The sequence below is a fragment of the Dermacoccus sp. UBA1591 genome, assembly GCF_002322065.1.
Lineage (GTDB): Bacteria > Actinomycetota > Actinomycetes > Actinomycetales > Dermatophilaceae > Dermacoccus > Dermacoccus nishinomiyaensis.
Map to the genome: position 1 here is coordinate 1 of NZ_DCNR01000047.1, position 17,471 is coordinate 17,471.

13 protein-coding genes and 1 pseudogene are annotated in these 17,471 nt (G+C 68.7%); 5 read left to right on the forward strand and 9 right to left on the reverse strand.

Translation table 11 applies throughout. The features are described 5' to 3' along the window. Positions 1–138: 138 nt before the first annotated feature. The 4 genes from B2284_RS05215 to B2284_RS05230 all read right to left on the reverse strand — a co-directional run bounded on the left by B2284_RS05215 (position 139) and on the right by B2284_RS05230 (position 5,517). On the reverse strand, positions 139–1,374 hold the full coding sequence (locus tag B2284_RS05215) for an acetate/propionate family kinase (RefSeq protein WP_074039713.1): 1,236 nt from the start codon (positions 1,372–1,374) through the stop codon (positions 139–141). Further along, a complete protein-coding gene (pta, locus tag B2284_RS05220) occupies positions 1,371–3,446 on the reverse strand; it encodes a phosphate acetyltransferase (protein ID WP_074039711.1) in 2,076 nt (691 codons plus the stop codon). The genes B2284_RS05215 and pta overlap by 4 nt, the downstream gene beginning before the upstream one ends. Positions 3,447–3,603: 157 nt before the next feature. Continuing rightward, the gene (gene aroQ, locus B2284_RS05225) at positions 3,604–4,047 is read right to left on the reverse strand and encodes a type II 3-dehydroquinate dehydratase (protein ID WP_074039708.1); all 444 of its coding nucleotides are present in this window, start codon (positions 4,045–4,047) and stop codon (positions 3,604–3,606) included. 87 nt (positions 4,048–4,134) lie between these two features. Further along, positions 4,135–5,517, reverse strand: a complete 1,383-nt coding sequence (locus tag B2284_RS05230; protein ID WP_074039706.1) for an MFS transporter — start codon at positions 5,515–5,517, stop codon at positions 4,135–4,137. A 149-nt stretch (positions 5,518–5,666) separates the two neighbouring features. Here B2284_RS05230 and B2284_RS05235 point away from each other — a divergent pair, with 149 nt between their 5' ends. Beyond that, complete coding sequence (locus tag B2284_RS05235) at positions 5,667–6,029, forward strand: nuclear transport factor 2 family protein (RefSeq protein WP_074039704.1); 363 nt, start codon at positions 5,667–5,669, stop codon at positions 6,027–6,029. Between the two features lie 156 nt (positions 6,030–6,185). On the opposite strand, the gene B2284_RS05240 is transcribed toward B2284_RS05235, so the two are convergent. Next, positions 6,186–8,096: an NHL domain-containing thioredoxin family protein gene (locus B2284_RS05240; protein WP_040015046.1), complete on the reverse strand. Its 1,911-nt coding sequence runs from the start codon at positions 8,094–8,096 to the stop codon at positions 6,186–6,188. 39 nt (positions 8,097–8,135) lie between these two features. On the opposite strand from B2284_RS05240, the gene B2284_RS05245 reads away from it, so the two are divergent. Further along, positions 8,136–8,342, forward strand: a complete 207-nt coding sequence (locus B2284_RS05245; RefSeq protein WP_144693637.1) for a hypothetical protein — start codon at positions 8,136–8,138, stop codon at positions 8,340–8,342. 399 nt (positions 8,343–8,741) lie between these two features. Here B2284_RS05245 and B2284_RS05250 read toward each other — a convergent pair whose 3' ends face one another. Together B2284_RS05250 and B2284_RS05255 are read right to left on the reverse strand one after the other, a co-directional pair. Further along, positions 8,742–9,767 (reverse strand): nitrilase-related carbon-nitrogen hydrolase, encoded by a 1,026-nt coding sequence (locus tag B2284_RS05250; RefSeq protein ID WP_074039702.1) that lies wholly within the window; start codon positions 9,765–9,767, stop codon positions 8,742–8,744. A 2-nt stretch (positions 9,768–9,769) separates the two neighbouring features. Continuing rightward, entirely contained in the window at positions 9,770–11,950 is a 2,181-nt protein-coding gene (locus B2284_RS05255) for a bifunctional copper resistance protein CopD/cytochrome c oxidase assembly protein (protein ID WP_286697268.1), read from the reverse strand. A 213-nt stretch (positions 11,951–12,163) separates the two neighbouring features. Between B2284_RS05255 and B2284_RS05260 the strand changes: the two genes are divergently transcribed. The 3 genes from B2284_RS05260 to B2284_RS05270 all read left to right on the forward strand — a co-directional run bounded on the left by B2284_RS05260 (position 12,164) and on the right by B2284_RS05270 (position 15,790). Next, the gene (locus tag B2284_RS05260) at positions 12,164–12,655 is read left to right on the forward strand and encodes a MarR family winged helix-turn-helix transcriptional regulator (RefSeq protein ID WP_074046281.1); all 492 of its coding nucleotides are present in this window, start codon (positions 12,164–12,166) and stop codon (positions 12,653–12,655) included. A gap of 18 nt (positions 12,656–12,673) precedes the next feature. Continuing rightward, positions 12,674–14,575, forward strand: a complete 1,902-nt coding sequence (locus B2284_RS05265; protein ID WP_286697269.1) for an MDR family MFS transporter — start codon at positions 12,674–12,676, stop codon at positions 14,573–14,575. Positions 14,576–14,857: 282 nt separating this feature from the next. Further along, positions 14,858–15,790: a hypothetical protein gene (locus tag B2284_RS05270; protein ID WP_074046279.1), complete on the forward strand. Its 933-nt coding sequence runs from the start codon at positions 14,858–14,860 to the stop codon at positions 15,788–15,790. Positions 15,791–15,835: 45 nt separating this feature from the next. Here B2284_RS05270 and B2284_RS05275 read toward each other — a convergent pair whose 3' ends face one another. Then, positions 15,836–17,302 carry a dihydrolipoamide acetyltransferase family protein gene (locus tag B2284_RS05275; protein ID WP_074039692.1) on the reverse strand — a complete coding sequence of 489 codons (1,467 nt, stop codon included), beginning with the start codon at positions 17,300–17,302 and terminating at the stop codon, positions 15,836–15,838. A 14-nt stretch (positions 17,303–17,316) separates the two neighbouring features. Further along, positions 17,317–17,471 (reverse strand): annotated as a pseudogene (locus B2284_RS05280) (alpha-ketoacid dehydrogenase subunit beta); the annotation flags it as partial.

The following is a 17,471-nucleotide window of genomic DNA, read 5'->3' on the forward strand; positions in this document are numbered from 1 at the left end:
TCGCTGCGGCCCGGCTCCCTCACGAAGGGAGCCGGGCCGCAGCGATTCCGCGACGCCCCACATGACGCGTAGACGCACGATGTGGGGAGGCGCACCGCGACCCACTCGGTGCGCAACTGCAGCGAATGGGGGCGCGCGTCAGGCGTCGATCGCCGCCACCGCGTGACGCGCGATGGCAAGCTCTTCGTTCGTCGGGACGACGCACACGGTCACAGGCGATCCTGCCGCGGAGATGATGCGCGCGTCATGATCGTCGGCGCTGTTGGCGGCTGCGTCGAACGTCACGCCGAGCCACCCGAGACGGCGGCACACGGCCTCGCGGATGGCGGCGTTGTTCTCGCCGACGCCGGCGGTGAACGTGATGACGTCGACGCCCTCGAGCGCCGCCGCGTACGCGCCGATGTACTTGACGAGCCGGTGCACGTAGACGTCGAATGCGAGCTGCGCCGTCTCGTCACCGTCGTCGACGCGCCGCATGAGGTCGCGGAAGTCGCCTGACCCCGTCAGTCCGAGGATGCCCGACTTCTTGTTGAGCAGCGTGTCGATCTCGTCGACGCCGAGCCCCGCGACACGGTTGAGGTGCAGGACGACGGCCGGGTCCATGTCGCCACCACGCGTGCCCATGACGAGGCCCTCGAGCGGCGTCATGCCCATCGACGTGTCGACGGCGCGGCCCCCGTCGATCGCCGAGATCGACGCGCCGTTGCCGAGATGGCAGATGATCTGCTTGAACCCCTCGACGGGACGTTCGAGAAACTGTGCGACCCGCGCCGAGACGTACTCGTGCGACGTGCCGTGGAAGCCGTAGCGACGGATGGCGTGCTCCTTCGCGAGCTTCGCGTCGATCGCGTAGGTGTACGCGGAGGCGGGCAACGTCGAGAAGAACCCGGTGTCGAACACGGCGACCTGCGGCAGGTCGGGAAAGATGCGCCGAGCCGCCTCGATGCCGAGCGCGTGCGCCGGATTGTGCAGCGGCGCAAGGGTTCCGAGGCGTTTGATCTCGTCGAGCACGTAGTCGGTGATCATCTCGGGGCCCGTGAAGTTGCGCCCGCCGTGCACGACGCGGTGACCCACGACGACGACGTCCGCGTCCTCGATCGGCAACCCCGTCTCGGCCATGACCTTCGTCATCTCCTCGAGGGCGACGCCGTGGTCGGCCATGTCGACGTCGTGCGTCGTCTTCTCGCTGCGGTACTCGTGCGTGATCGTGCCGCCCGAGTCGCCGACGCGCTCGGCGAGGCCCTTGACGACGAACTCCCCCGTCACCGGGTCGACGATCTGGTACTTGAGCGAACTCGACCCCGCGTTGATGACGAGGACGTTGCCGGCCCCGCCGTCCCGCTCGCTGCTCGGCGCCTGCGCCACGTCGTTCATGCCTTCTCCTCCTGCGCCTGCACGGCCGTGATGGCGATGGTGTTGACGATGTCCTCGACGAGCGCGCCGCGCGACAGGTCGTTGACGGGCTTGTTGAGCCCCTGCAGCACCGGGCCCATGGCGACGGCACCCGCCGAGCGCTGCACGGCCTTGTACGTGTTGTTGCCGGTGTTGAGGTCGGGGAAGATCAACACCGTCGCGCGCCCTGCGACGGGCGAGTCGGGCATCTTCGACTTCGCGACGCTCGGTTCGACGGCCGCGTCGTACTGGATCGGCCCGTCGACGGCGAGTTCCGGCGCGCGCTCGTGCACGAGTTCGGTTGCGGCCCGCACCTTCTCGACGTCGGCGCCGCTGCCGGAGGTGCCCGTCGAGTACGACAGCATCGCGACGCGCGGCTCGATGCCGAACGCCGACGCCGTCTTCGCCGAACTGATCGCGATGTCGGCGAGTTGCTCGGCGTTCGGGTCGGGGTTGACGGCGCAGTCACCGTAGACGAGCACCTGATCGGCGAGCGCCATGAGGAACACGGAGCTGACGATGTCCGCGTCGGGCGCCGTCTTGATGATCTCGAAGCTCGGCTTGATCGTGTGCGCCGTCGTGTGCGCTGCGCCGCTCACCATGCCGTCGGCGAGCCCGAGGTGGACCATCATCGTGCCGAAGTACGACACGTCCTGCACCGTCTCGCGGGCCAGCTCGATCGTCACGCCCTTCTCCTTGCGGATCTCGGCGTACTCGGCGGCGAACTTCTCGACGAGCTCCTCGTCGTGCGGGGAGACGATCGAGGCGGACGAGATGTCGAGGCCGTTGCTGCTCGCGAGCGCCTTGATCTGCGTCTCGTCACCGAGGATCGTCAGTTGCGCGATGCCGCCGCGCAGCACCTCGTCGGCAGCCTTGAGGATGCGCAGATCGTCACCCTCGGGCAGGACGATGTGCTTGCGGGCGCTGCGCGCGCGATCGAGCAGACGGTGGCCGAACATCAGTGGCGTGACGGCGGCCGCCTCGTCGATGTCGATGGCGGCGAGGAGGCCGTCGGCGTCGATGGCTTCGCCGAACGCACGCAGCGCCGTCTGCTTCTTCACGACACTGCCGGAGCTGAGGGCGCTGCGCGTGCGCGCCAGGGCTGCCGTCGTCTCGAAGGTGCCCGAATCTGTCACGAGGATCGGCACGTCGAGCTTCGTGCCGTCGAGCAGCTGCTGCACGCTCTCCGGCGGGCGATAACCGCCCGTCAGGACGATGGCGGCGAGCCCGGGGAACGTGCCGGACTGATGCGCGAGGACGAGCCCGGGCAGGATGTCGTAGCGGTCGCCGGGGGCGATGACGGTGACGTCCTCGACGAGGCGCGTCAGCACGTTCGGCAGTGACATCGCAGCGACGACGAACCCGCGCGACTCGCGCTGCAGCCACTCAGGATTGCCGCGCCACAGCTCGGCCCCGGCGGCTTCTGCGAGCGCCGCGACGGTGGGTGCGACGAGCAGGGGCACCTCGGGAATGACGCCGGCGACGGGCACCGAGGCCGTCTCGGCGTCCTTCGTCAGGGCGAGGCGGATGCCGGTGACGTCCCCGCTCGTGGCGCGGTTGACGACGATCGCGACGGGCGTCGCGTGCCTCGCGCGCAACTGTTCGCAACCCATGACGGCGACCTGCGCGATCTGCTCGGGGGTGCGCTCGCGCCCGTGGACGACGAGGACGACGGGCGCGCCGAGGTTCGCGGCGACCATGGCATTGATCTCGGCTTCGCGGCCGGTCGAGACGTCCGCGAAGTCGCTGCCGAGCACCATGACGAGATCGGCGTCGGCGGACACCTCGTCAAAACGGGCCAGGATCGTTGCGAGCGAGCCCGACTCGTCATCGTGCATCTGGTCGTAGGTGACGCCGAGCGCGTCGTCGTAGGCCTGGTCGACGGCCGGGTGCGACAGCAGCAGGTCGACGACCTTGTCGCGGGAGCTGGTGGCAACGGGCCGGAAGATCGCGATGCGCCCGGCCTGGCGCGAGAGGAGGTCGAGCAGCCCGTAGGCCACGGTGGACTTGCCGGTTTCACCTTCGGCTGAGGTGACGAAGACACTGCGCGTCATGGTTTCCACCCTAGGCGAGAGCGGTGACAACCCGTCCGCGACCTTGGTCCTGTGCGTCGGGCGACGCGTCCGCCCGAGTCAGCCGTGCGGCGGTACCGATCACCACGCCCGACGAATGTGGAGAAAATGGCAGATGTGGACAGGAATCGCAGATGGGTCAGCGGGTCGCGGCGAGCGCAGCCAGGCGGCGCAGCGCAAACTCGTAGCCCTGGACACCACACCCGACGATGACGGCCACCGCCTTGTCGCTCAAGTACGAGTGGTGGCGAAACGCCTCGCGCGCATGGACGTTCGAGATGTGCACCTCGACGAACGGCGCCTCGAAACTCGCGAGAGCATCCCGGATGGCGACACTCGTGTGCGTGTACGCCCCCGCGTTGATGACGATGCCCGCGCTGTCGTGACGGATGCGCTGGATCTCGTCGACGAGCGCCCCCTCGTGGTTGCTCTGGAAGCACTCGACGCCGAACCCCAGCTCATCACCGACCCGCACGGCGAGCGTCTCGACGTCAGCGAGGGTGTCGGCACCGTAGATCGACGGTTCGCGCTCACCGAGCAGGTTGAGGTTCGGGCCGTTGAGGACGTGCAGCGTGCGAGTCATGGGCCCATTGTCGTCGGGTTCGGGCGACGGATCCAGGTGGTGCCCCGGTGGGCCCCGGTGGTGGTTCCGCGGCGCCTCGGGCATCCGTCACACCGCGTCCGCGCTACGCCCCGTGCTGCGGTGACCGAGCACCCCCACCGTCACGACGAGCAAGCCCATCGCGACGGCAACGATGACGAACACCGGTGTACTGCCGTGGTCTTCGAGCACCGGCAGCAGGATGAACGGCAGGAACGCCGTGACGAGCTTGCTCAACGAGTACGCCGCGCCGGCAGCCGTGCCACGGATCGCCGTCGGGTACGAATCGGCGAGATACACGTGGTACGCGTTCGAGAACAGGTTCGACGCGCACGAGTACAGGAAGCCGGCGGCGATGATCTGAGCCGTCGACGACGCGAATCCGAACCACAGGCCGAAGATCGCCATGAGCGTCGCCGTCGCCATGACGAGGTACTTGCGCTCGATGCGCTCGACGATCGGCACGGCCAGCAGCGACCCGAGCGGGTAGCCGAGGTAGCTGAGCGCGACGAACAGCAGCGAACTCGTGACGCTGTAGCCCTTCGCGACGAGGACGAGCGGCGCCACTGTCCCGAAGCCGTAGTAGCCGAACACCTCGAGGGCCGACAGCAGCCACAACATGATCGTGCGCTTCGTGTACGGCGCCTTGAACAGCGACGCCATCGAGACCTGACGGGACGCGACGGGCGTGAGCGACGCGTCCGGCTCGGCGAGGGTGTGGCCCTCGGCGCGCGCGGCGTCCTCGAACTCGCGCGTGATCGCGTCGGCCTCGTCGTGACGGCCCTGCGCCTCGAGCCAGCGTGGCGACTCGGGCAACCCGGTACGCACGGCCCACACGACGATCGAGCCGATCGCGCCGAAGACGAACAGCCAGCGCCATCCGTCGATGCCGAACGGCGTCATCGGCACGAGCCAGCGCGCGAGGAAGCCGACCGTCGGCACCCCGAGGAAGCTGATCGTGTACGCCCACGAGATGAACTGCCCGCGCTTGTTCTTCGGCAGGATGTCGGACAGGTAGGAGTCGCCGAGCGCGTACTCGCCGCCGATGCCGATGCCCGCGAAGAACCGCGTGATGACGAGCCACGCCGCGTTCGGGCTGAACGCGCCCGCGAGCGAGAACGCCGAGTAGAGCGCGAGGTTGACCATGAACGCCTTGCGCCGCCCGATGCGGTCGGCGAGGCGCCCCATGAACAGCGCCCCGATGAACTGCCCGATGAACGCCGACGCGAGCACCCACTTGAGCACGTCGCCCTTCAGCGCGAAGTCTTCCTTCAGCACAGCGGCGATCGTCGAGGCGAGAAAATTCTCGTACGCGTCGAAGAACAACCCGAGGCCGATGACGCCCGTGGCGAGCAGATGCTTGCGTGTGATCGGGAGCCGGTCGAGGCGTGCGGCGACCGACGTCCCCGTCGCGGATGCCACCGACGCATTGGGCAGCGATGCTTCTGTCATCGCGGCAGCCTAGCCGCGGTGAGACTCGCGCACTAGGTTGAGGCCAGACAGCGATACACGGCATGCGGTCGGCTCGGGCCGACGGCATGGCGGTGGCGACGGACGGACGATGCTCGGCCGCCACACCCACGTGACGAGAGGACACCCGAATGCAGCGCGAATCCCGCGACGCTCACATCCGCCGCTACTACGAGGTCGTCGACGCCGGCGACGTCGAGGGCGTGCTCGACATCTCCACCGACGACGCCACCTACTGCCGCCCCGGATACGAACCCATGGCCGGCCGCGAGGCGCTGCGGGCGTTCTACTCGGGCGATCGCGTCATCGAATCGGGGCGCCACAGCGTCACGTCACTGCTCATCGACGGCGACGAGGCGTTCGTGCGCGGCGAGTTCAACGGGGTGCTCAAGGACGGCAGCGACGCGCACCTCGAGTTCGCCGACTTCTTCCGCTTCGGCGCCGACGATCGCATCGCCTACCGCCAGACGTACTTCTACGCTCCGCTCGTCTGACGCCGGGGCACGCTTCGAAGGGGTGCTGACGTCACGTCGGCGGAGCATCGATCACTCGACGTGCTGAACACCGCCCGTGCGGGCGCACTGCCTGAGAGCGGCGACCCCGCATCGCCGAGTTGCAGCTCCCGGGGCCGGCAAGAGCAGACGTGATCGTCAGACGCCGCGCAGGTCGAGCGTCAGCGTGCGGGGGCCGTCGCCGGTGATGACGAGGGGGATGCCCCAATCCTGTTGGTAAAGATGGCAGGCGGCGTGCTCGGGCACCTCGCCGGTGTCGGGGTCGCCGTCGCAGGCGGCTGCGCGGACGCTGACGTGCAGGATGGCCGAGCCGACGCTCTCGTCGATCGTCAGCGTGCGCGTGAGCCCCTGCTGCTTGCCCGCTCCGTCGCGTAGGAACGCCTCGGGAGAGCTGCTCACCTGCAGCATCGTCGGGTCGCCGTAACGGTGGTCGAGTTTCTGCCCCGCCGGCGGCGTGAACGTGACGACGAGTTCCACTGCGCCCGAGGCGATCTCGCTCGGCGGGCGCTGCGTCTGCTGCGCATCGCCCTCGATGCGTTGCGCTTCGGCGGTCAGCGCCACCGGCGTCAGACGATGGGCGTTCGACTCGACGACGAGCAGGTGTGCATCAGCGTCCACCTCCCCCGGGACGACGATGACGTCGCTCGGTTCGGCCAGGCCCGTGGCGAGCGTCGTCACCTCGCCGCTCGACGGGTCGAAGCGCCGAATCGCGCCGTTGTACGTGTCGGCGACGGCGACGGATCCGTCGGGTAGTTCCGTGACACCGAGGGGATGCTGCAGCAGCGCCGCGTCAGCCGCGCCGTCGACGTGGCCGAAGTCGAACAACCCTTGCCCGACGTGGGTGGTCACCTCGAAACCCTCGTCGCTCACGCTGAGGCTGCGCAAGGCACTCGTCTCGGAGTCGGCGACCCAGACGTGTGAGCCGTCCGCGCTCGTCGCGAGACCGCTGGGCTGCGCGAACCAGGCGTCGTGGGCGGCGCCGTCGCGGATCCCCTCGTTGCTCGTGCCTGCGAGCACGGCGACGGTGTTGAGCTCGGGGCTCTCGCCCAGATGCAGCGCCCACAGCTGGTGCGTGCCCGCCATCGCGATGATGACGCGGTCGTGCCACCACGCGAGATCCCACGGCGTCGACAGCGCCTGACGCAGCGCCGGGCCGCCGCCGTCACGTTCGCGCAGCTGCTCGCCTGTGCCCGCGACGGTGCGAATCCGCCCGTCACTCAACCGAATCGCCTTGATCTCGTGGTTGACGCTGTCCGCGACGAGCAGGTCGTCGCCGGTGCGTGCGCGAGCCTCTTCGGGAAGGAGCAACAGCCCCTGTGGTTCGTTGAACACCCCCGGGCCGCCGTAGCGCGCGAGCTCCGTCTCGCCGTCCTCGGCGAGGTGCACGACCTGGTGGTGCGCGGTGTCGCTGACGAAGAAACCCCCGCTCGTCAGGTGCTCCCCGGCACCCGCGGAAGAGGCGGCGTCGTCCGCGCTCTGACGGCCCGTGGGCTGCGCCTGCACCGGGCGCGCCGGCGCGGTGATGACCTTTCCCGGGAAACGCAGCAACGTCTCGGGGGCAGGCGGCGCGACGTACGGACCGTCACCGCGACGCAGCGTCCCCTTGGTCGTGTGCTCGGCGATGAGGTCGTCGATGAGCACGCTCAATCCGTGCGCGTGTCCTTCACCGGACATCGACGCGACGATGTAGCCCTCCGGGTCGAGGACGACGAGCGTCGGCCACGCGCGCGCCGCGTACGCCTGCCACGTCGTGAGGTCGGGGTCGTCGAGGACGGGGTGGTGCACCGCGTACCGCTCGACGGCGGCTTCGAGGGCATCGCGATCGGCCTCGTGCTCGAACTTCGGCGAGTGCACGCCGATGAGGACGAGCTGGTCGCCGTATTTCTCTTCGAGCGGGCGCAATTCATCGAGCACGTGGAGACAGTTGATGCAGCAAAACGTCCAGAAGTCGAGGACGACGACCTTGCCGCGCAGGCTCGTCAGCGTGATGTCGGCGCCGCCGGTGTTGAGCCAGCCCCGCCCCGTCAGTTCCGGCGCCCGAAGTTTCATGACCGCTACCCTACGCGCCCGATCTTGCGTCACGAACGCATGCAATACCGCGCGTTCACGACGCAAGATCAGCGGCTGCACCGGCCAAGGCTGACTCACGTCGCCGAGCACGTCGCCGATCAACACCTGACGCTTGAGCTTGGGCAGCAGCCGCAGGGCGTGCATCATCGCCTCGGGCCGCGCCATTCGTCGTTGCGCCACCATGCTGAGGACGGTCGCCGCCGCACGATCACTGCGCAGCCATGACGCCAACCGCGCAGGCCTGCCAGCATCACCGCCTCTCGCCGTCAGCCCAGGCGGAATTGCCGGCGTTGAGCACGGCGGCCAAGATGGGTGATCGTTCGTCTCACCACCCAGCTGCGAGCACGTGCACCGCCTGTGTCCCGTGCACGCGGAATCGCCCCGCGACCACGTGCGTCCGGATCTGATGACGCGTGATGCCCAGCTGACGTAGTTGCCCCCGCGACACCACCCCGAACATTTCGACGCCAGTTCGCAGGCGTCAACGTGGGTCGCTTGCGCTGAAGTCACCCTCCGAGGGTGCCCGAATCGGGGTGGCGCGCGCTGAGGCCCTGTGGACAACCCGACCTTGGGTCATGAACGCGCGGTATGGCGCGCGTTCATGACACAACATCCGGGCCGCGGTCAGAGGCGACGGTCGCTCAGGACGGGGAAGGCCTCGCGGGTCGCGGCGACATCGTCGAGGTCGATGTCGAGGGTGATGGTGCGTTCGCCGCGCCCGGCTTCGGCGAGCACCTCACCGGTCGGCGAGACGATGGCCGAGTTGCCGCCCATCTCCGTACCGGCGTGCGTGCCGGCGGTGTTGCAGGCGATGACGAACACCTGGTTCTCGATGGCGCGAGCCTGCAGCAGCGTGCGCCACGCCGCGATGCGCGCAGCCGGCCAAGCGGCAGGGATGACGAACACCTGGGCGCCCGCGTCGACCTGCTTGCGGTACAACTCGGGAAAACGCAGGTCGTAGCACGTCGACAGACCAACCTTGACGTGGCCGTCGGGCGCAGATGCACCACCCCTTGCATCGTCGGCGACACTCGCGGCGGGGGCATCGTCCACCTCGCTGGAGGTGCTCATGTCGCCGTCGAGGTTGACCCCCGCCAGTTCGGCGCCCATCGCCCATTCGCTCTGTGACGCCTCGACGCAGGCCTCCGGGTTCGCCGGGTCGCAGACGGCGCCGTCGTCGGCTGCGACTTCGGCGGCCATGGCGCCACCCGCCCTGTCACCCAGCGCCAGGTCGAGGACGATGACCTCCTCGCCGGCTTCTAGCAGTTTGGGTTCGCCGTTGCCGAAGCCAAATCGGTGGATCTTGCGGTAGGTGCCGACGAGGTCGCCGTCACGGTCGAACATCAGCGAGGTGTTCCACAGCCCGCGCCCCTCGGGACCCTTCTCGCCGGGCTTCTCGATGATCGAGCCGGCGTGAACGAATGCGCCGACGTTCGCCGCGGCCTCTGACAACGCCCGCGCGACGGTCCCTTCGACGCTCTGCGCCTTCTCGTTCCACGCCGGGTAGTCGAAACCTCCGGCGCTCCACAGTTCCGGCAGCACGACGAGGTCGGCGCCCTTCTGCGACTCGACGAGCGACGCGACGCGTTCGATGCGCGCCCCCATCGGCTCCGAATCGGTGTACGCAAGCTGGATGACGGCGACGCGCATGGCTACTCCTTGTCGATGCCCCCGACGGTGACGCGGCCGGATTCGGCGCGCCCAGAGGGCTGCTCGGGACGTTCGTCGTGCTCACCCTCGACCGTAGTCGACGACGATGCTTCCGTCGTGCTCGACGACATCTGACGGGCCGGTTCTTCACCCTCCGCCTGACCGGGGGACGCAGCCTGACCACCCTGACCACCCCGCGAGGCGAGGTAGGCGTTGTAGGCCTTGAGCTCAGCGTCACCGTCGCGTTCGGCACGACGCTCCGCGCGCTGACCCTCGATGCGGTCGGACCGGTACCACTGCGCGGCGACGACCATGGCGAGCAAGAATGTCGGGCCCTCACCGGAGCCCCACGTGATCGTTCCGGCGGCCTGCTGGTCGCGCAGCGGATCCGAGACGTAGTGCAGGGCGGTGAAGAACGAGGGCGCGAGCAACGTGCTACCCGTCATCATCGCGACACCGAAGAATGCGTGGAACGTGATCGTGATGAGCAGCACGAGCAGCCGCAGCGGCGCCGGCCACTTCTTGGGGCCGGGGTCGATGCCGATCAGGGCCCACGCGAACAGGTAGCCACTGACGAGGAAGTGGATGTTCATGAGGATGTGACCGGTGTGCGTGCGCAGCGCCAGCTCGAAGAACGGCGTGTAGTAGAAGACGATGAGGCTGACGAAGAACAGGGCCGAGCTGACAGCAGGGTTGGCGACGACGTTGAGGTAACGGCTGTGCACGACCGACAGCAGCACCTCGCGCGGTCCGCGTGTGCCGTCGGAGCGCTTGGGCCATGCCCGCAGCATGAGGGTGACGGGCGCGGCCATGACGAGCAGGATCGGCACCGTCATCGAGATGGCCATGTGTCCGGCCATGTGGACGCTCATCATGACGCGCCCGTAGACCCCGGCGCCGCTGTCGATCGTCACGATGAACACGAGCCAAGCGAGCACCCACAGGATCGTGCGGTGGATCGGCCAGTGGTCGCCGCGGCGGTGCAGGCGCACAGCCCAGCGCACGTACTGGACGATGGCGATGACGGCGAACGTCGTCATCAGCCACTCGATGCGCCACTGCGAGAAGAAGTTCGCAGGCGTCAGAGCGGGCGGCGCCGGGTATCCGGTGAGCGCGACGACCGGGTCGGCGCTCTCGACGACCTGCCCTGACGGCGGCGCGGAGCGCGCGAGCGCCGCAGCGAGGCCCATCGTCGCGCCCATGACGAGCGCCTCGACGAGGGCGAGCCGGGCGAACAGCGCCTTGCTGGGCCGGTCGCTCGCATCACGTTCGAGGACGGCGACGACACGGCGTCGCTGCATGAGCCCGAGCGCGCCGAGCACGACGAGGCACAGTGCCTTCGCGACGATGACGAGGCCGTAGCGCGTCGTCACGCACTGGCTGAGGTCGGGTACGCGCAGCGTCGAGGCGAGCACGCCGGAGAAAGCGACGAAGCCGACGCACCACGTCGCGACGCTCGAGTAGCGCCGCACCGACGCCGCCGCGGCCTTGCCGAGGCGGCCCCACATGACGCCGAGGGCGATGATGCCGCCCACCCAGAGCGTCACGGGGACGAGGTGCATTATGAGCGAGTCGACAGCCGTCTCGTGATCGCTCGAACCGGCGGCGTGGCCGCTCAACGCGATCGGCCACAGCGCGAGCAGACCGAGTGCCGTCATCCATGCCAGGCTCGTGCGCGAGGAGTGCCACCAGCAGACCACCGCGATGACGAGCGCCGCGGTCGCCGTCAGCATCGGGTTGCGCAGGATCTCCAGCTGCCACGTGTTGCTCCACCACTGACCCGTGTACCCGCGCGAACCGACGGGGATGCCGGCCAGGTCGCCGTAGCTGAGGTAGCTGACGACGAGGGTCGCGCCGAACCACAGGGCTGCGCTGATCGAGGCCCAGCGCCCGATGCGCGCGACCCGCATCGTCTTGTGGCCCTCGGCGACGAGAAACGCACCGAGCCCGGTGAAACCGATGGTCGCCGCCATCGCGACGTCCGCCGCGGGCTTGAACAGAGCAATGCCCCAGCGCACGATCGCGCCGGCGTCGAGCAGCTGCTGCGGCTTGCTCGCTCCGGTGAACACGACGGCGCCGGCTGCGACGGCGACCGCGAGCGCCATCGCAGCCGCGAGCAGACGCCCGCCACCGAGCGGCCCTGTGGGGGCAGACGGGGTGGGTTTCGTGGCGCTCGAACTCATGCGCCCAGCCTACGTGGGCCCGGTGACAACCCCTCGCGCCACCCGATCCCCGCACGTCCGGCGTCGTCATGCCCGACAGGGCCCGCGCGGCCCGGCGACCCATCCATCCATCCGATCGAGCGCACCCCAATAAATTTGCTTGCATGGCACAACCAAACATATAGTTGTGCAGCCCAAGCATTCTTGGGCACTCCCTCCCCTCAAGGAACCGAAGTGACCGTCGACCTCCCCGTCGCACGCGACATCGCGACATCCTTCGTCGGGGCCGCGAAGGCGATGAGCGCGCACAAGCGCAAGTTGCCACGACCCCACCCGCACGCCGACCACGGCGCGCTGCCCCTGCTCTACGCCCTCGAGGCGGAGCCGCTGCGCGTCTCGGCCCTCGCCGACATCGTCCACTCCGACGTCTCGACGGTCAGTCGCCAGGTGAGCGCACTCACCGACGGCGGCCTCGTCACCAAGATCTGTGATCCGCAGGACGGACGCGCGCAACTCGTCACCCTGACGCCCGACGCGCGCGAACTCGTCAGCACACTGCGCGAGGATCGCGCCGCGTGGATGCAGAACCTGCTCACCGACTGGAGCACCGCGGAAGCCCGCGAGTTCCAGCACCTGCTGCTCAAGTTCACCGCATCGCTCGATGCCTACCAGGGCGGCTGCACGCCCCGCGCCGGGCAACCCACTCACCTCCGTCCCCCAGCCTGAACGTCGAAAGGCACCCTCTTGTCTGCACAGACCGCTGCGCCACCCGCGCAGCAATCGAGCTCGGCAGAGCTCTCGCACGGCCAGATCATGACGATCCTCGCGGGTCTCATGATGGGCATGTTCCTGGCCGCACTCGACCAGACGATCGTCTCCACCGCCATCCGCACCATCGGTGACGACCTGCACGGCCTCTCCGCGCAGGCCTGGGTGACGACGGCCTACCTCATCACCTCGACCATCGCGACCCCGCTGTACGGCAAGCTCTCCGACATCTTCGGCCGCCGCGGGTTCTACCTGTTCGCGATCGTCATCTTCGTCATCGGCTCGCTCGCATGTTCATTCGCGAACAGCATGTACATGCTCGCCGCGTTCCGCGCCATCCAGGGCATCGGCGCCGGTGGCCTCATGTCGCTGGCCCTCGCGATCATCGGTGACATCCTGCCGCCGCGCGAACGCGCCAAGTACCAGGGTTACTTCCTCGCCGTCTTCGCGACGAGCTCCGTCCTCGGCCCCGTCATCGGTGGCTTCTTCGCCGAGCAGGACCACATCCTCGGTCTCACCGGCTGGCGCTGGGTCTTCCTCATCAACGTGCCGATCGGCATCGTCGCCTTCCTCGTCGTCGCCCGCACCCTGCACCTCGAGCACACGCGTCAGGACCACCGCATCGACTACTGGGGCGCCGTCGCGCTCACGGTCGGCCTCGTGCCGCTGCTGACCGTCGCCGAGCAGGGACGCACGTGGGGCTGGGGTTCGGGCAAGTCGATCGCCTGCTTCGCCATCGGCATCCTCGGCCTCATCGCTTTCGTCCTCGCCGAGGCGAAGATGAAGGACGAGGCCCTCATCCCGCTGCGCATCTTCCGCCACCGTGCCGTGACGGTCACCGTCGTCGCCTCCGTCATCATCGGCATGGCGATGTTCGGCGCCATGATGATGCTGCCGCTCTACATGCAGATCGTGCACAACGCCTCCCCGATGAAGTCGGGCCTCATGATGCTGCCGCTCGTCGCCGGCATGATGACGGCCTCCATCACAGCCGGCCAGTTGACGGCTCGTACGGGTCGCGTGCGCGAGTTCCCGATCATCGGCACCGCCATCGTCACCGTCGGCATGTTCCTGCTGCACACGATCAGCGCCGACACGCCGCTGTGGCAGGTCATGGTGTTCATGGCCATCGTCGGCATCGGCCTCGGCAACTGCATGCAGGCGCTGACGCTCATCGTGCAGAACGCCGTCAGCCCCCGCGAGATCGGCATGGCCACCTCGTCCGCCACGTTCTTCCGTCAGATCGGTGGAACCGTCGGCGTCGCCATCTTCTTGTCGATGCTGTTCTCGACGGTGGGCGGCAACATCAAGACGAACCTCACCGACGAGGCGAAGACGCCCGCGTTCCAGCAGGCCCTCAAGAGCGGTCTCGCCGACAAGGAGCTCATGAAGGACGAGCACGCCTACGGCATCCTGCAGAGCCTGGCGAACCCGAAGTCCGGCGGCGGCGCCCTGAACAACGTGAGCGAGGACTCCTCCGTCATCGCTCGCCTGCCGAAGGCTGTTGCTCACCCGTTCGAGGCAGGCTTCGCGCAGTCGATGGACCACGTGTTCCTGCTCGCCTCAGGCATCGCACTGCTCGGTTTCATCACCCTGCTGTTCCTGCCGAAGATCGAGTTGCGCAAGCAATCGGCGATGGCCGCGGCCGCGGCCGCGGCGCAGGACAAGTCGAACGCCGCGCTCGCCGCTGACGGTGGCGCGGCACGTCGCGCCGACACCGAAGCCGACGGTGGCGTGGACACAGGTTCGACACCCGCCGACGAGACGCACGATGACGTGAGCGACGCCGTCGCCGCCGCCATCGCGCGCGTCGAAGCGCGCAAGCACGGCGAGCAGGTCGATCACTCGGTCGCTCGTCACGCGTCCCACGACGAGTGACGGCTGCTCGCGACGCACGCTGAGTGATGCCCACCCCGACCTGTTCGGGGTGGGCATCACTCGTCTTCGGCGCACCCGATGTTTGAATGGGCGGTTCATGGTCGGCGCCGCACGCCGGGCCGAGGGAGGGACAGGCATGGAGCACTGGCAGCTCGATCACCCCGTATGCGGAACGTTGGAGGCCTACGCCGGGTCGGCTGACGAACTCCGTACCGTCGACCCGGGATTCAACCCGGCGCACCGGATCCCGGCCGCGACGATGACGGCACGGGCGCGTCGCCGGTGGGCGTCGAGGGGCACGGGGTCAAAGAATCTTCGACGGGTGCGCCGGTCGTCACGCCGGCCGGTGCCAGTCGCGCCCGCGGCAGCACCCGCCGCCGGGCAGGCGAGCGTCTGCCCCTCTCGCCGGGGCGAAAGGAGAAGCTGCGCACCCACCTCGGCCTCGACGATGAGTGGGCGCGCCCAGGGCTCGTGCTCATGCGTGACGGGGTGGTGTTCGCCCGCCGCCGCAGCATCGGCAACGTCAAGATCCGCCTCATGCGTTCCACACCCGACGGGCACTTCACCGAGCACACCCAGGCGACGGAAAAGCCGCGCGTCGAGGTGAGCGTCAACCCGGTGCGCGGGTACGTCATGGACGTCCAGCTGCGCGACGACGGCGGGGTCACCGCCTTCGATGCGCCGGTGGGTTCGATGGCGGCACACCGGTACGCCGCGATGGATTCGTCGCCGCTCAAGCGGGTGCTTTACCCGATCCTCGGCGGGCTCGGCAAGAGTGGATGGGCGGTCAGCGTGCTCGTCCTCGGTCCCCTCGCCGCGCGATTGCTCGCGTGGATCTTCGGCCCGATCATCGCGTGGATGGCATCACTCGTGCCGGACATCGACTGGCCCGAGATCCCATGGCCGAGCGTCCCGTGGCCCTCGGTCGACCTGCCGTCGATCCCGTGGCCCAGGCTGCCGTCGTGGACCCCACCGGGCTGGCTCGCATGGTTGCTCGAGCACCCGAAGGTGTGGGTACCCATCGTCGCGGCCGCGTTCTGGGGCGTCACCGCGAATCGCAACCGCAGACGCTCGGAGCGCAAGAAGGCCGAGTGGGCCAAGCGTCACGCCTACGCGCGCCTCGCGGCCGATCTGCACGCCCTCCACGACTCACGCACCGAGGACGCTCAGGGCGCAGCTGAGTCACTTCGTGCCACGCGAGTCCGTCAGGACTGACGCAGGTGGCACGCGTGACTCAGCCGGCCGAACGAGGGAGCGAAATCAGCCCCAGAGCATCGCCTTCGCGGGGTTCTCGAGGATCTGGCCGACGGTCGACAGATACCGCGAACCGACGTCGCCGTCGATGATGCGGTGGTCGAAGCTCAAGGACAGCTGGGCGATCTGGCGGATCACCATCTCCTGCTCGCCGCGCTCGTTCTCGACGACCCACGGCATCGGACGCACCGTGCCGATGGCGAGGATGCCGCTCTCACCGGGCTTGATGATCGGCGTGCCCGAATCGACGCCGAAGACACCGATGTTCGAGATCGTGAACGTGCCGCCGTTGAGGATGGCCGGGCTCGGCTTGCCGTGGCGTGCGATCTCGACGAGCTTCGCGATCTCACGCCCCAGGTCGCCGAGGCCGAAGCGGCCGGCGTCCTTGACGTTCGGCACGAGCAGCCCACGGTCGGTGGCCGCGGCGATGCCGAGGTTCACCTCGGAACGCATGACGATCTCGCCGTTCGCGTCGTCCCACAGTGCGTTCATCATCGGCTCACGCTGCATCGCGATGAGGCACGCCTTCGCGACGACGAGCAGCGGCGTCACCTTGATGTCCTTGAGCTCGCGCATGCCCTGCAGTTCGCGGACGAACTCCATCGTGCGCGTCATGTCGACGGTGAGGAACTCCGTGACGTGCGGCGCCGTGAACGCGCTGCTCACCATGGCCTGCGCCGTCACCTTGCGCACGCCCTTGATCGGGATGCGCTCGTCGCTCAGACCGGCCGGGGCCGGAGCGGCAGCCGTCGGCTTGTCGGGGCGCACCGACGGGGCACTGGCCGCAGCCTTCGCGACGGTGTCCGCACTCGGCGCTGGTGGGGCGCTCGACGCGACGGTCGGCGTCGACATCGCCGCGGGCGCGTTTGAACCCCCGGCCTTCTTCACGTCGTCCCGAGTGACGACGCCGTCCTCTCGCGAGGGTTCGACAGTATCGATGTCGACGCCCTGCTGCTTCGCGAACCCGCGCGTCGCGGGGGCGGCGAGCGTGCCGCCACCCGACGCGCCGCCACCGGCTCCACGGCCGCGACGAGCGCGGCGCGTCGAGCTCGACGGCGTCGGGCCGTAGCCGACGAGCGTCTTCTGCTGCGGCTCGTCATCCGACTCGCCGGTCTCGGCGGGCGCGACGTCGGCCGCCGTCTGCATCTCGGCCGCGACCTCGCCACCGTCAGCAGCTCCGGAAACGTCATTGGCGGCACCGGCAGCGCCACCGTCCGCAGGTGCTGTATCGCCGCCGACGTCGATCGTGACGATCGGCGTGCCGACCTCGACCGTCTCGCCCTCGGGCACGAGGATCGATGCGACCGTCCCGGCCCACGGGATGGGCAGTTCGACGAGCGACTTCGCCGTCTCGATCTCGAGGACGACCTGGTTGACGTCGACGGTGTCGCCTGCGGCGACGTGCCACGTCACGATCTCGGCCTCGACGAGCCCTTCACCGGGGTCGGGCAGGGTGAACTCTTGAATGGCCATGTTCGGCGGTACTCCTAGAAGCTGAAGGACGCGTCGACGGCGTCGAGGATGCGGTCGAGCCCGGGCAGGTATTCGCGCTCGTGGCGGCTCGGCGGGTAGGGGATGTCATAGCCGGTGACGCGTTGCACGGGCGCTTCGAGCGAATAGAAGCAGCGCTCCTGCAGGAGCG